The organism is Amycolatopsis sp. NPDC043889, from assembly GCF_056435645.1.
The window spans coordinates 80,905-94,453 of the sequence record NZ_JBWKEC010000025.1 but is presented as its reverse complement, the minus strand read 5'-3'; the positions used below and the strand labels follow the sequence as shown (position 1 = coordinate 94,453).

The following is a 13,549-nucleotide window of genomic DNA, read 5'->3' as shown; positions in this document are numbered from 1 at the left end:
CGATCTCACCGACCGTGCCGGAACGATCACCGGCGTATGCGCCGCGGGTGGGGGTCATCCTGTCGATTCCGACAGGAAAGCCTAAGAAAACCTTCAGGTTGGGTGGTTACCTTTCAACCATGACGACGCCCCAGGTCACCACCAGGTCCCCGCTGGCCCTGCTGGCCGCCGTGGCCTCGGTCGCCGGCGGAGCGCTGCTGATCCTGCTCCTGCAGATCCTCCCCGCCACCAGCGACATCAGCCCGGTCCGCCGCACCATCAGCGAATACGCGCTCAGCGAGAACAAGTGGATCTTCGACGTCGCGGTCCTGCTGGTCGCGCTGGGCTCGGCGATCGGCTTCGGCGCGCTGATCCGCCGCAAGCACCTTCCCGTGCTGTCCGCGGCCTCGGTCTTCTGCGCTCTCTGGACGGTGAGCCTGGTGGTGATCGTGGCGTTCCCCAAGAACAACTGGGCGATCGGGCCGAGCATCGGCGGGACGGTGCACCGGATCGCGAGCGTCGTGGCCTTCGTCTGCCTGCCGCTGGCCGTGTGGTTCGCGGCGAAGGCCGTCTTCCCCTCCTCCCGCGCGCGGCGCGCCGTGACACGGGTGCTCGCGGTGGCGGCCTTGGCCTGGTTCGGTGTGATCCTCGGAGCGATCGTGATCTCGATGAACGGTGGCGAGCCCTGGTGGCGGGCGATCCCGCTCGGGCTGGTGGAGCGCGCGATGGCGCTGACCGGGCTGCTCGCGCTGGCGTCGCTGCTCATCCCCGCGCGTGTGGTCACCGCACCGGTGACCGAGCAGGCCGAAGCACTGGAGACAGCGTCCTGAACGCCGAACGCCTCGCCCGCGCCTGGGACGAAGCCGCCGACGGATACGAGGCGTACTACGTCCCCCGGTTCGCGCCTTGGGTCTCCGCGGCGGTGCGCGCCCTGCCCACCGAACTGCCCGACGGCCCCGTCTTCGTCCCGTGCTGCGGGACCTTCCCGGAACTCGACGTGCTCAGCGGGCACCTGCCCGGCCGCGAGATCGCCGGCATCGATCTGTCCGCCGGCATGGTCGCGAGGGCAAGGCGACGGGCCGCGGGCGATCCACTCGTACGCGTCGTCGAGGGTGACGCCTCGGAACTCGAACCGGCCTCGGCCGCCGCGGTCGTTTCGGTCTTCGGCCTCCAGCAACTCCCCGAGCCCGACGCCGCACTCCGGTCCTGGGCAGCCGCGCTGCGCCCGGGCGGCGTGCTTTCGGTCGTCTACTGGCCGCACAGCACCGAACCGGGCGGGCCGTTCACGGTGCTGTCCGACGTGCTCCGGGAACGTGTCCCCGCCGGCGACCGGTCCTGGGAGGAACGGCTCGTACCCGCGCTGGAGGGCGCCGTGCTCGAACGGGACGAGCCTTTGTCGTTCCCGATGGTCCACCCCGACGCGGACACGTTCTTCACCGCGCACACCCGGTCAGGGCCGATGCGGCCGCTGGCGGACGCGCGCGGCGAAGAGTTCATCGCCGAGATGCGCGCGGAATTCCTGCGAAGGTCCCCGGCAGGGGAATGGCGGCACCGTCCGACTGCCCGGCATATCGTCGCGCGGGCGGCAGACCGGGCTTGACCTCGTCCTCTGCCGCGTCCTTGCGCAAGCGTGCGGTACAGACCGAAAGGTGCACGACGTTGGCGCGCTTGTGATGGCGGTACACGTGGACGTCGGAGGCGAAGCACGCCGCGGCCAGCAAGGCCCGCCGCTGCTCGATGCGCTCATAGCCGACGCCTGCCGGGCAGAACACGGTGACCTCGACCTCGTCGCCGCGCGGTTTGGTCCACAGGATCACCGGCAGCTTGCCGTCGAGCGTGCACACCCGGGCACGGGCGAACCCGGTCCGCAGCCGGTGCTGCACGACGATCGAGCGGAGCCGGTCGCGGAGGAATCGCCGCGCCGAGCGCCAGTAGAACAGCCAGTTCGCGGCACCGAACAGCACGACCGCGCCCCAGATCGGGCCGACCGCCTGGAAAAGCGAGATCAGCGCGTACGGGAGGACGAGTAGCGCGCCGATCTCGTATCGCCAGTGATAAAGGGTGGTGACCGGGTTCGGCCTCCTGACCACCGTGATCTCCCTGGCCAGCTCGGCGATCGCCTGGGGTTCCTGCCAACGGCTCATGGCCTTCCTCCTGTCCGTCCGGCGGTTTGCTCGGCGGCCACGGCCGCCGCGGGAATGGAGCGGACGACACCGGCACCGGCGCAGTCCGGGCAAACGGCGTCCTCATAGGGCCACCACCCCGTGCCTCCGCACGGCGCGCAGGCGTGGACGGTGTCCCAGCGGGGATCTCGGTAGACGCGGCGCCTGCTGTCCGGCACCCGCGTCACCTGCCAGCCGCGAGCGGCCGCGCGCGTGTCCTCGCCGGTCGCGAAGAGCCATTCGTGGAAGCGTTCGAGAAGTCGATCGAACCAAGATCGGGGCGCTGCCATGTGGTTCTCGTGGTGGGACATGAGGTTCACCCCCGATACTGCGAAGCGCGGACTCGGGTCGGCACACACGACGCCTACTCGGGCATTCGTGTGGCCCGCAGGCGACGCGAACAGGTCAGATGCGCAGCGTCACATTCAGATGGCTGACAGCATCCGTTCTCCGGTCGTGCCCGGGTCGGACCGGTCCTCGTGGCCGGGTGGGTCACGCACACCAGGACCAGGTAGAACTGGGTCTGCCGCGACACTCGACACCTTGTGACACGACGTTGACCCACGCGCCAGCACGGTCCGATTCCCTTGCTGTACTCTCGCTGTTGTGTGCACGTTCAGTCACCGCCCTACATTGCCTACCAAAGGTAGGTAAGCCTGTGTCTAGTGCCTACATGAAGCCTACATCGGCCGGGCAGGGGCCGGTAAGCCCTGATGCGGAAACCGTTACCGCGTCGGGTGTCGGACGTGAGCTGCGGCGGCTGCGCAAGGCCGCGGGCGAAACGCAGGCGGAGACCGCCCGGATCATCGGCGTCACCAGGGCGAACCTGACCCAGTGGGAGACCGGGAAATACCTGCCGTCGGCGCACAACGCGCGTCAGCTCGACGATCACTTCCGCGCCTCGAACGCGCTGTTCACCCTGGTGGAGACGGCCCGTTCACCCCAGCACCACACTCCGCCCGCCCTCGGTGACGCCGCCGTCGTCGACACCTCGCGGTCACTGCTGGAGGTCTTCCACACTGTCGGCGCCAAACTCGCCGAGCGCCTGATCCGGGACGAGCACGGGAAACCGCTGGGCTGGCGGCACAACCTGCAGAAGAGCACCGGGCCGAAGGCGCTCAGCACCGCGTACGGGATCAACACCATGCTGGTGGTAGGCGATCCCTACATCGACCTACATACGCTTGCCGAAGACCTGTACCGGCTGCAATCCGCCCAGGGCTGGCGGGGCCGCGCGGGCGGCAAGCGGCCGGAGACGACCGCTTCCGTGGTGGATGCGCTCTTCCGCACCAGCACCATGTCCGCCGACGAAGGGCTGGAACAGCTCGAAGGGTCACTCGACCCGTACAGCAGGACCCGCCCCTACCTGTTGTCCGCCGTGTTGCACACGGCGGTCCGGCTCCGGCCGGACGCCCCGCTGACCGACCGGCTGATCGACGCCCTCCTGGCGGCCCGGCTCGACTTCGACGGCTCACAGCTGTGGCCGGAGAAGAACGAGGCCGGGCTCGTCGCCCCGGAGGCTTCGGTGGTGCACACCGCACGATCGGTCGTCGCCTTGCGGGAAGTCCTGCGCAGCCGCGAAGATCGCAATGACGTCCGAGAGGCGGCCGACGAAGCCACACAATGGCTCATCGACCGGTCGCATTCGGACGATGGCGTGGCCGAGGATCTCGAAAGGCCTCGTCCCGACGGAGAAGGAACGACCCGGATCATCATCCGGCACTTCACCGCAGCCTGGATCGTCCAAGCGCTCGCCACCGCACCCTTCCTGCCACTCCCCCGGCTGAACCGGGCGCTCGGAACCCTTTGGGAGCGCTACGACGCCGATCAGGGACTGTGGGCCTGGGGAAGCGGCGACCTACCCATCTGGCAGACGTTGGACGCCGTCACCGCGCTCCGCGCGGCCGCCTTGGCCGCCGCCGGGCCCCCGCTCAGCCCTCCAGGAACTCCAGGAACTCCATGATCGACACCCCGCCCTCGACCCTCACGGCCGCGCCCGCGTTCCTCCGTAAGATCACCGGCAGCCGCCCCGGCCACGGCGACGCGGACCTTCCCTGGCTGCGCACGGTCGCGCACCGGGTACAGGATTCCCCCGGCACCTTCCTTTCGTGGCTCGAAGAAATCCTCGGCGACGAGGAAGCCGTCCGAGTCGCGGCGAAGCGTTCCTACTGGCATCCGAACGGATTCGCCAAAATGGTGCTCCACGCCTCTGCCGATTTCCGCATCCGGCTCCATGTCTGGCCGGAATCCGCGGAGCCGTCCCGCGGCGAGTCCAATCCGCACAGCCATCGGTGGGAATTCGCTTCGACCATCGTCGCGGGCGAAGGCCTGCACATGGTCGAGTTCCACGAAACGACCGAAGGCGGGAAGCCGTACGCCCGGTACCGCTACGGCGCCGATCCGGCGAATCCGGCCGCGTTGCTCGCGGACGGCGATGCCCGGCTCACCGCGGAGAAGACCCCGCACGTCCGGCTCGGCGACGTCTACTCGTGCGACACCGCCGTCGTGCACACCGTCCGGCCCATCGAAGCGGGATTGACCGCGACCGTGGTGGTCCAGGGACCGCACCGCACCAGCACCACGGTCGTGTACTGCGAGCCCGGCGAGTCCGACGACCAGCCCAACGGCGAACTGACCGAGACCGATTTCCGCGTCCTGGTCGGCGCCGTCGCGAAAGCGGTGGCGTCATGCCGTTGACCTGGCCCGCCCCACGCCGCGGGATCCTGACCGACCGGGCCATCAAACGCGCGCACCGCACCGGGGAACTCGCGATCACCCCGTTCGAGCCCGGCCTCGTCCGTCCCGCCGCGATCAGCCTGCGGCTCGGACGTCAGGCGTTCGCGCTGGAATCGACCGGGACCGTCGACATCGCCGACCGGAGCACGTATCCGGAGCTCCGGCCGAAGGAACTCGACGCCGAAGGCAGGCTGCGCGTCGAACCCGGCGAAGTCGTTCTCGCCCCGACGCTGGAGAAGATCGGGCTTTCCGAGAAGCTCGCCGGGCTCGTCGACGGCACGAGCGACTACGCGCGGCTCGGCATCAGCGTCGTCCTGTGCGGTCAGGTCAGCCCTGGCTTCGGCAACGAGACCGGCGCCGTGCTGACCCTGGAAATCGTGAACCACCTGCGGCATCCCGTACTCCTGCACCCCGGAACGCGGATCTGCAACCTGATGCTGTTCGCTTCCACCGGAAGCGAACAGCCCTACGGCACGATGCCGAACAACTACTCCAGCGACCACAACGTCGCGCCGTCCCGATTGGCGGATCATGTCGGGCGTAACTGAACTCTCGCCGATCGGCGACGGCGTCCGGCTCGGCGACCTCGGCGAGCACGCGATCCTGGAGCACATCCTGCGGCCGCGCTACGGCGGTGTCCGCGGGTTCGGGGACGACTGCGCGGTCCTCGACGCCACGGAAGGGCTTCGCGGCGAGCTGGTCGCCACCACCGACAGCTGCCCGACGCCGCTGGTCACCATCCTGGGTGAAACGGACCCCTACCACGCCGGATGGCTACTGGCGACGATCAACCTCTCCGATCTGGCCGCGGCCGGGGCCACCCCGCTCGGCCTGGTCGTCAACTACACCCTGCCGAAGACGACCACCGCGGGCGAGTTCCGGCGGCTTCTCGACGGCGTGGACGACTGCACGAAGGTGCACGGCACCAAGGTCGTCGGCGGCGATCTCCGGGACGGCCCGGTCCGGCAGCTCACCGCGACCGCGATCGGCCGGTGCGTCCCCGGCGGGCGGCTCGGGCGCGCGGGCGCCGAAGCCGGCGACCGTCTGCTGCTGGTCGGTTCGCCCGGCTATCTCTGGGCGTACGCGCTGCTGGTCGAAAAGCAGGCACAGCTTCCCGGACCTCTCTTCGCGGACATCCGTGAGCGCGCCTGCCGTCCGATGGCCCAGGTGGCCGCTGGCAGGATCCTCGCCACGGCCGGGCTGGCACGCGCCGCCATGGACGTCTCCGACGGTCTCTTCCCGACCGTGCGAACCCTGTGTGGCGCCAACGGTCTCGGCGCGCGGATCACCACGGACTTCCGGCTGGACGACGCGCCCGCCGACGTCTGCGCGCAGTCGGGACTCGACCGGTTCGAGCTCGCGCAGGCCTGGGGCGACTGGACGCTCGTGGTCGCGGTGCGGGCGCAGGATGTCGCACTCGCCAAGAAGATCCTCGCCGGTGAAGGCGTCGCGGCACAGGAAATCGGCTCCCTCGTGCCCCGCGAGGAAGGCATTTCGCTGGACGACGGCGAACGCTGGGAAGGGATCGCGCAGGAGCGGTTCTCGCCCAGTTCCTGGCACGGCGGCGAGGTGCCGAAGCTGATCACCGAGGTTCTCGGCAGGCGCGCGGGCTGAGCCCCTGCGGGCGCGGAAACGATTGTTCCGCGCCCGCATTCACCAAAGGGCGCCTCAAAAGACATTGACAGTACCGGCGTCGATGCCGTTCCGTGAATACGGAAGATCACCGGGGTTCCACGGTCGCCCGAAAACACGGGCGGCGCGGGCGTCACGCAAGGCTACGGTCGCCGCCATGAAGGAACGAATGGACCAGCCATCGGTAAATCCCACCACGCTTATGTCGCCGTGTGTCAGCGGGATGCCGCTTCTCCACCCTTGGGAACACCCGTTCAGCCCAGAGCGTTCCTGCTAGGATAAAACGTAGGATGTTTGGCCGGTTTTCGCCATGCGAGCATCATATCCATTGCGCATACGGGGGTACCATGAAGTTGCGTATACTTGGCCGTCTCTCAGTGACCGTGAATGGCGTTGACTACACGCCGACGGCACCCAAGTTACGACACCTTCTCGCATTGTTCATGATTAACTCCAACGAAGTCGTTTCGGCGGACTGCTGCATCGACGAATTGTGGCCGACGGACCCGCCCAAGAGTGCGTTGTCGACGCTGCAGACCTATACGCTGCAGTTGCGCAAGATCCTCCGGTCCATTCCGGTGAGCACCACCTCGCCGGACGCGACACTGGAACTGCGCACCCGGCACCAGGGGTATCAACTGGTGGCACCCCGGGAGAGCCTCGACAAGGAACTCTTCGACAGACTGGTCGAAACGGCGAGGGAAGAACTAGGACGGGACAACGTGCGCCGGGCCGCCACGCTCTTCCACTCCGCGCTGCGATTGTGCGAGGAGCCCGTTCTCGCCGACGTACGCCAGGGCCCCTCGATCGCCGCCTACCGGCTGGAAATCAAGGAGACCAGGTTCAGCGTCCTCGGCGAGCGCATCGACGCCGATCTCAGGCTGGGAAGGCACCGCGCGGTGATCGCCGAACTGCGGCAGCTCATGTGCGCCCATCCGATGGACGAGAACATCCACGCCCAGCTGATGGTGGCACATTATCGTTCCGGCCAGCGCGCGGAATCGGTGATGGTCTTCCATCGGCTCCGCCGCACTCTCGCCGAAGACCTGGGACTGGAACCCAGCCCACAGACGAAAAGGCTGTTCGAGGCCATTCTCAAAACCGACAAACTGCCCACCGGCGAAGTGCCGGACAGCCTGTCCGGCCTGCGGCTCGCCTGATAATCGTCGACCCGATGAGGAGGTAGCGGACTCGCCAACGAGAACGACACCTTCCAGCTGTCCATAAGGGACCTTTCCCGAGGGGACGGCGCCCGATTAGCCCGATTTGCATGATTTCGCGACGGGGTAGTGAGTGACAAAGAGGGTTAGAACCCAATGCCACGTAGCTTAAGGGGCGCCTTCGGCCCTGGTCGTGGGTCGGGTTGGTCGTGAGTGGCGTTTCGGGTTAGAACCCGAAACGCCACTCACGACCCCTCGCGAAATCGCCCACCCGGGCATCACTCAGACATTGAGTCAGCGAAAATGTCCTTAGTGGACACTCAGGGGCGCGGCCGGCTCCTGTCGGCCAGGGCAACCGAGCGCGTGACCTGCGGCAACCCTCACCGCTTACGATCAAGACCCCTACCCAAGATCAACTTAAGCTACGTGGCATCGGATTAGAGCCACCCTTGCCACTCACGACCTCCACGCGAACCCACACATAGGCATAAAGCGGACATCCAAACGGCCGAAATAGTCCTTTGTGGACACTCGGAGCACGGCAGGAACCCGCCGGCCGGTCAAAACCATGCCACAAGGCCTCCTTCCCACCTTATAGGGGCCTTCGGCTCACCTGACCGCGGATCCCGGTAGTGGTAATCGTCAACCTAGTACTGGCATTACCAGCTTACCGAGGTTGTCGGCCGCGACGGTTCCGCCATAATGGGTAGGTGCAGGCAAGGAAGGAACTCAGCGATTTCCTGCGGTCCCGGCGCGATCGGCTGCGGCCGGAGGACGTGGGACTGACGTCCGTCGGCCGTCGGCGCACCCCGGGCCTGCGCCGTACCGAAATCGCCCACCTCGCCGGGATCAGCGTCGATTACTACGTGCGGATGGAGCAAGGCCGTGACGGGCGCCCGTCGCCCACGGTCTTGGAGGCGCTGTCGCGGGTGCTGGGTCTCGACGAAGACGAACGCGGTCACCTGTACACCCTCGCCCGCTCGGAACCGGCGCCCCGGCGCGAGAACTCCGACGAGGAGGTCCGGCCGAGCGTGCGCAGGCTGCTCGAGCTGCTCAACCCGAGCACACCCGCGTTCGTCGTGGGGCGGCGTATGGAAGTCCTCGCCTGGAACGATCTCGCGGTCGCACTGCTCACCGATTTCGAGGCCTGCCGTCCCCCGTTGCGCAATATGGTGTGGCACGGTTTCTGCGATCCCGCGGCCCGGCAGTTGTACGTGGACTGGGAACAGATGGCCCGGCAGGAGCTGGCGCACCTGCGGGTGGCGGTCGGCCGCTACCCGGACGATCCCGGCATCGTCGCGCTGGTCGGGGAACTGTTCCTGAAGAGCGAGGATTTCCGGCAGTGGTGGGAGAACCACGACGTCCAGGACCGGAGCCACGGCCTGCGGGAGTTCGATCACCCGTTGGTCGGCAGGCTCGAATTGCACTATGAATCCCTCGCCGTCCCCGGCGTACTCGACCAGAAACTCGTGACCTACACCGCGGACAAGGGCAGCCCCTCCCAGGCCGCTCTCGACACGCTCGCGGCGGCGGCTGCCGAGACGAAGCGTGCGCACGGGGAGCGCGATCCCGCGCCGAGCGGCTGACTTCCGTCGATTTTCGCCCGATTCTTCAGCGTGCGCTGCCAGCCTGGCTGCAGGGAGACTCCCGCACCGCTCGAATGCCGGATGCGGAGCCCGGAGCCAAAGGCAGGTACTTCGGACACGACACGCTAGGCGGGCAGATGTCAGTCACTCTTCTCACCGGGAAATCACTACGCATGGCGCGCCTTTCCCGGCGCGCCGACAACAGATACCTCTTCGTGCCGCTCGACCACTCGATATCCGATGGGCCCATCGGCACCGCGGCGGCTTTCAATCGCTTGATAGAAGACATCTCGGACGGCGGCGGCGACGCGATCGTCGTGCACAAGGGCCGCGCGCGAATGGTCGATCCGGCCTCGCTGGGCGATTGTTCCCTCGTGGTACACCTTTCCGCCAGCACCACGCACGCCAGCGACCGCGACGCCAAAGTGCTCGTCGGTGGCGTCGACGAAGCGGTGCGGCTGGGCGCGGACGCGGTCAGCGTGCACGTCAACATCGGATCCGAGACCGAAGCAGCGCAACTGGCGGATCTGGGCGCCGTCGCTTCGGCCTGCACGAACTGGGGCATGCCGTTGCTGGCCATGATCTACCCCCGTGGCCCGCGGATCAGCGATCCGGGCGATCCGGAACTGCTCGCGCACGTGGTCGGCATCGCGGCCGACCTCGGCGCGGACATCGTCAAAACGGTGCTCGCCTCCCCCGTCGAGCGGATGGCCCAGGTAGTGCTGAGCTCACCGATCCCGGTCGTGGTCGCGGGCGGTGCCGCCGCCGAAGGAGGCCTCGCCGAGTTCGCCACCTCGGCGCTGGCGGCGGGTTGCCGGGGCGTGGCCGTGGGCAGGCGGGTCTTCGAAAGCCCCGACCCGCGCCACGCCGTGCGTGAACTGGCCGCGGCGATCCACGGCCCTCAGACGACCGACTCCCTGCGCAAGGAACTGGTTGGTGCCCCGTGAAATTCGCCTGGATCGATCTCCGTACCGTGCCCGACGCCCAGCGAGAGGCGGTCGTCGACGCGGCCGTGCACGCGAGGGTGGACGCCTTGGTGCACGACGACGTGCGGCTCCTCGACACCCTTCCCGCGACAGTCAAACGCGTTCTGGTCCGGCCGGACCAGAACGGCGCAGGCGAGGGTTTGGTGCACCTCCGCGCCGTGGGCGGGGAAGCCGACCTGAACGCCCTCAAAAGCGCCTGGTACGACGAAAAGACCGACATCGCCGGACTGGTGCATGTGCGTGACGACGCGACGCTGACCCTTGCCTGCGAATCCGCGCGCTCACTGCCCTACACGGTGGTGGAATTCCGCGACCCGACGAAGATCCCGCTCGAAATCGTCATCGCGGCCGCGGACGGCTCGCCAGGGCAGCTGATCTGCCAGGCCGCCGATCTCGAAGAGGCGCAGATCATCGTGGACGTCCTCGAAAAGGGCTCCGAAGGTGTGTTGCTGGCGCCTCGCGACGCCAACGACGTCTTCGGCCTGATGGAGATCTTGCGGGACAAGACACCACAGCTGAGCCTGACCAAGCTGACCGTCGAGTCGATCGAGCACTGCGGGCTCGGCGACCGGGTCTGCATCGACACCTGCACCCATTTCGGCGAGGACGAGGGCATGCTGGTCGGCTCGTACTCTCAGGGTTTCATCCTGTGCTGCAGCGAAACCCATCCGTTGCCCTACATGCCGACGCGGCCGTTCCGGATCAACGCCGGGGCGTTGCACTCCTACGTGTTCGGGCAGGACAACCGGACGAACTACCTGAGCGAGCTCAAGGCCGGAAGCACGGTGCTCGGTGTCGGCGCCGACGGCCGGACCCGCCGCATCGTGGTCGGGCGGATCAAACTCGAGTCCCGGCCGCTGTTGAGCATCAAGGCCGTTTCCGAAGAGGGCGTCGTCGTCAACCTGATCGTCCAGGACGACTGGCACGTGCGGGTCCTCGGTCCCGGTGGCACGGTGCTCAACGTCACCGAGCTCACGCCGGGCACGCAGGTACTGGGCCACCTGGCCACCGACCAGCGCCATGTCGGCTGGCCCGTCGGCGAATTCTGTCTGGAAAAGTGACCTCCGCCGGTCCCGCCCGGACGGCGAACCGGGCGGGACCGGCCTTCGGACGGTGGTGGGCATGAAAACGCGATCCTGGTGGGGAGAGGACCTTCTCGGCCGCGGTGCCGACGACGAACTCTGGGCGTACGGGGAACATGCCGTCACCCGCGGCCGCCTCCGCGCGGAGGTGGCCTGGCTCGCGGGCGTGTACCGCCATCACGGCATCGGGGCGGGTACCACGGTCGCCCTGCACGGGACCCCCAGTTTCACCCAGTTGTGGTCCGTGTTCGCGTTGTGGGAGCTGGGTGCGCAAGTCGCCCTGGTCGAGCAGAAGACCTGCCTCGCCGAGATGACCTGTCTGCTCGGCCGGTGGCGTCCGCGGTATTTCGTCACCTTCGGCGGCAGCGGGCGCAGGAGCCGCCCGTTCACCGATGAATGCGAAGTGCTGGTGAGGCGGCTGCCCGACGGCGAACCCGCCTCGACCGGCCACTGTCTGCTCCAGCTCTCCTCGGGTACCACCGGAACGGGGAAGCTCATCGGCCGGACGCCGGAGTCGATCCTCGCCGAGCTCGGGCGGATCGCGGCGGTGGAAGGCGTTCCCGGACCGGGGGAACGGGTGCTGCTGCTGAACTCCCTCGCGCATTCCTTCGGCATGGTCGGTGGTGTCCTGCACGGGCTCGACACCGGGGCTTCCCTGCTGTTCCCCGCCCGCTCGTCGGCGGTGCGGACAGCGGACGTCGTCCTCGGTGAACCGCGGGACTTCGCGCGGCTCAGCGAAGAAACCGTCGCCCCTTTCACCTCGCTGCGCGCGGCGGTCTCCAGCGGAGACGTCCTGCATCACGATGTCTTCGACCGCTTCCTGGACCGGCACGGTGTGCGCATCGGCCAGGCCTACGGCACCACCGAGACCGGCGTGATCGCGATGGACGTCGCGGGCCGGTTCGCGATCTCCGGTGTCGGGAAACCGGTCCCCGGGATCCGGGCCCGCGTCGCGGACGGCGTGCTGGACGTGCACCTGGCCTGTTCGCCGTACGTCATCGAGGCCGACCCCTGGTTCGGTGGCTGGCTCTCCACCGGTGACCGGGTCCGGCGGGACCCGGTCACCGGCTCGCTGCAGCTCCTCGGCCGGACCGAACGCGCCGGCGGGGACCACCGGGATCTGGACCTGCTCGAGATCGAACGGGTACTGGCGGCGCACCGCGAGGTCACCGACGTGATCGTTCTCGGTTCCGACGTCATAGAGGCCCACGTGGCCGGAACGACGGCGCTGGACCCGGATCACCTCGGGTCGTGGTGTCGCCGGCTTCTGGGAGCGGAGAAGACACCATCGCGTTACCACGTCCTTCCCGCGCTCCCCCGCACCACCAACGGAAAGTATCTGCGGGACCGGAACGCGCTCCGGACCGCCGGACGGTCTCGGTGACTATCCGGCGGAGATGAGGTCCGCGGCGAGACCGGCCGGTGTCGCCGCGGGCCCTTCCAGCACCGGATCGGCGAGCAGGATGGCCGTCTGGAGTTCGCTCAGCGCGCGGGAGCCTCTCTCGGCGGTGGCCAGGAATCGTTGATACACCGCCAAGGCGTCGGCCTGCCTGCCGCTGCGGTAGAGCGCCGTCATCAGATACGCGGTGAGCTGTTCCTCCGCCGGATGCCGGTGTACCAGTGCGGCGAGCTTGCCGAGCACCTGGCGATGACGGCCCAGCCGGAGCGCCAGGTCGGCGCAGATCACGACGGCCTCCATGCGCTTCGATCGCAACCCGACCAGCGTCCGCTGGGTCCCTGGCCCGGTCTTGACGTCGACGAGTGCCTCGGTGCGCCACAGATCCAGTGCCTCGGTGATCACCCTGGCCGCTTCGCCGAGTTTCCCGTCCGCGCGCCGGATCCGCGCGAGCGCCACGAGCTTGTCGAACCGGTCGAGATCGAGTTCCATCGGCTCGGTGGTGAACAGATAGCCCGCGTCGGGACCGGCTCCAGTGGTACGCAGACGTCCCGCCGCGGGGCCGAGAGCCTTGCGCAGCTGCAGGATGTGCGTGTGCACGGTCGACACCGAACAGGTCTTCGATGCCCCGTCCCCGAGCTCTCTGGCGCACTGGGTGACGCTCACCTCGTGGTTGGCGTTCAGCAACAGCAGCGCCAGCAGCGTCCGCTGCTTCGGCGCCGAAGGCACGATCGGCCTTCCGTCGTGAACCACCTCGAGCGGGCCCAGCAAAGCGATCCTCACGGTGACTCGACTCCCTTCGATCTCTGTACTGGCAGTGATCCGGCGGT

General features: G+C 68.0%; 14 protein-coding genes. 11 read left to right on the top strand and 3 right to left on the bottom strand.

Annotated elements, in window-relative coordinates; genetic code table 11:
• The first annotated feature begins 119 nt into the window (after positions 1-119).
• Both AC0685_RS32820 and AC0685_RS32815 read left to right on the top strand, forming a co-directional pair.
• The gene (locus tag AC0685_RS32820; RefSeq protein WP_478229050.1) at positions 120-809 is read left to right on the top strand and encodes a DUF998 domain-containing protein; all 690 of its coding nucleotides are present in this window, start codon (positions 120-122) and stop codon (positions 807-809) included.
• 92 nt (positions 810-901) lie between these two features.
• Positions 902-1,579 carry a class I SAM-dependent methyltransferase gene (locus AC0685_RS32815; RefSeq protein ID WP_478229049.1) on the top strand — a complete coding sequence of 226 codons (678 nt, stop codon included), beginning with the start codon at positions 902-904 and terminating at the stop codon, positions 1,577-1,579.
• On the opposite strand, the gene AC0685_RS32810 is transcribed toward AC0685_RS32815, so the two are convergent.
• Complete coding sequence (locus AC0685_RS32810) at positions 1,473-2,123, bottom strand: hypothetical protein (RefSeq protein WP_478229048.1); 651 nt, start codon at positions 2,121-2,123, stop codon at positions 1,473-1,475. The genes AC0685_RS32815 and AC0685_RS32810 overlap by 107 nt on opposite strands.
• Complete coding sequence (locus tag AC0685_RS32805) at positions 2,120-2,452, bottom strand: hypothetical protein (RefSeq protein WP_478229047.1); 333 nt, start codon at positions 2,450-2,452, stop codon at positions 2,120-2,122. Before AC0685_RS32805 ends, AC0685_RS32810 begins: the two co-directional genes overlap by 4 nt.
• 362 nt (positions 2,453-2,814) lie before the next feature.
• Between AC0685_RS32805 and AC0685_RS32800 the strand changes: the two genes are divergently transcribed.
• From AC0685_RS32800 to AC0685_RS32760, 9 genes are all read left to right on the top strand, one after another.
• The gene (locus AC0685_RS32800; protein WP_478229046.1) at positions 2,815-4,104 is read left to right on the top strand and encodes a helix-turn-helix transcriptional regulator; all 1,290 of its coding nucleotides are present in this window, start codon (positions 2,815-2,817) and stop codon (positions 4,102-4,104) included.
• Complete coding sequence (locus AC0685_RS32795; protein ID WP_478229045.1) at positions 4,101-4,838, top strand: hypothetical protein; 738 nt, start codon at positions 4,101-4,103, stop codon at positions 4,836-4,838. Before AC0685_RS32800 ends, AC0685_RS32795 begins: the two co-directional genes overlap by 4 nt.
• Complete coding sequence (dcd, locus tag AC0685_RS32790) at positions 4,829-5,425, top strand: dCTP deaminase (protein ID WP_340682993.1); 597 nt, start codon at positions 4,829-4,831, stop codon at positions 5,423-5,425. The genes AC0685_RS32795 and dcd overlap by 10 nt, the downstream gene beginning before the upstream one ends.
• Positions 5,409-6,491, top strand: a complete 1,083-nt coding sequence (locus AC0685_RS32785) for a thiamine-phosphate kinase (protein ID WP_478229044.1) — start codon at positions 5,409-5,411, stop codon at positions 6,489-6,491. Before dcd ends, AC0685_RS32785 begins: the two co-directional genes overlap by 17 nt.
• A gap of 308 nt (positions 6,492-6,799) precedes the next feature.
• On the top strand, positions 6,800-7,669 hold the full coding sequence (locus AC0685_RS32780) for an AfsR/SARP family transcriptional regulator (RefSeq protein ID WP_478229043.1): 870 nt from the start codon (positions 6,800-6,802) through the stop codon (positions 7,667-7,669).
• Between the two features lie 710 nt (positions 7,670-8,379).
• Positions 8,380-9,255, top strand: a complete 876-nt coding sequence (locus AC0685_RS32775; RefSeq protein ID WP_340682996.1) for a helix-turn-helix transcriptional regulator — start codon at positions 8,380-8,382, stop codon at positions 9,253-9,255.
• Positions 9,256-9,392: 137 nt separating this feature from the next.
• Positions 9,393-10,202: a 2-amino-3,7-dideoxy-D-threo-hept-6-ulosonate synthase gene (locus tag AC0685_RS32770; protein ID WP_478229042.1), complete on the top strand. Its 810-nt coding sequence runs from the start codon at positions 9,393-9,395 to the stop codon at positions 10,200-10,202.
• Entirely contained in the window at positions 10,199-11,302 is a 1,104-nt protein-coding gene (locus tag AC0685_RS32765) for a 3-dehydroquinate synthase II family protein (protein ID WP_478229041.1), read from the top strand. Before AC0685_RS32770 ends, AC0685_RS32765 begins: the two co-directional genes overlap by 4 nt.
• Before the next feature lie 61 nt (positions 11,303-11,363).
• Positions 11,364-12,707, top strand: coding sequence for a class I adenylate-forming enzyme family protein (locus tag AC0685_RS32760; protein WP_478229040.1), 1,344 nt, complete (start codon positions 11,364-11,366; stop codon positions 12,705-12,707).
• Here the strand turns inward: AC0685_RS32760 and AC0685_RS32755 are convergent, their stop codons facing one another.
• The gene (locus AC0685_RS32755; protein ID WP_478229039.1) at positions 12,708-13,502 is read right to left on the bottom strand and encodes an AfsR/SARP family transcriptional regulator; all 795 of its coding nucleotides are present in this window, start codon (positions 13,500-13,502) and stop codon (positions 12,708-12,710) included.
• Positions 13,503-13,549 lie beyond the last annotated feature (47 nt).

What these genes read in the sequence shown, in the direction of transcription:
- AC0685_RS32820 (WP_478229050.1), top strand. Translation starts at nt 120, where the DNA reads ATGACGACGCCCCAGGTCACCACCAGGTCCCCGCTGGCCCTGCTGGCC.
- AC0685_RS32810 (WP_478229048.1), bottom strand. Translation starts at nt 2,123, where the DNA reads ATGAGCCGTTGGCAGGAACCCCAGGCGATCGCCGAGCTGGCCAGGGAG.
- AC0685_RS32805 (WP_478229047.1), bottom strand. Translation starts at nt 2,452, where the DNA reads ATGTCCCACCACGAGAACCACATGGCAGCGCCCCGATCTTGGTTCGAT.
- AC0685_RS32800 (WP_478229046.1), top strand. Translation starts at nt 2,815, where the DNA reads ATGAAGCCTACATCGGCCGGGCAGGGGCCGGTAAGCCCTGATGCGGAA.
- AC0685_RS32795 (WP_478229045.1), top strand. Translation starts at nt 4,101, where the DNA reads ATGATCGACACCCCGCCCTCGACCCTCACGGCCGCGCCCGCGTTCCTC.
- dcd (WP_340682993.1), top strand. Translation starts at nt 4,829, where the DNA reads ATGCCGTTGACCTGGCCCGCCCCACGCCGCGGGATCCTGACCGACCGG.
- AC0685_RS32785 (WP_478229044.1), top strand. Translation starts at nt 5,409, where the DNA reads ATGTCGGGCGTAACTGAACTCTCGCCGATCGGCGACGGCGTCCGGCTC.
- AC0685_RS32780 (WP_478229043.1), top strand. Translation starts at nt 6,800, where the DNA reads ATGTTTGGCCGGTTTTCGCCATGCGAGCATCATATCCATTGCGCATAC.
- AC0685_RS32770 (WP_478229042.1), top strand. Translation starts at nt 9,393, where the DNA reads ATGTCAGTCACTCTTCTCACCGGGAAATCACTACGCATGGCGCGCCTT.
- AC0685_RS32760 (WP_478229040.1), top strand. Translation starts at nt 11,364, where the DNA reads ATGAAAACGCGATCCTGGTGGGGAGAGGACCTTCTCGGCCGCGGTGCC.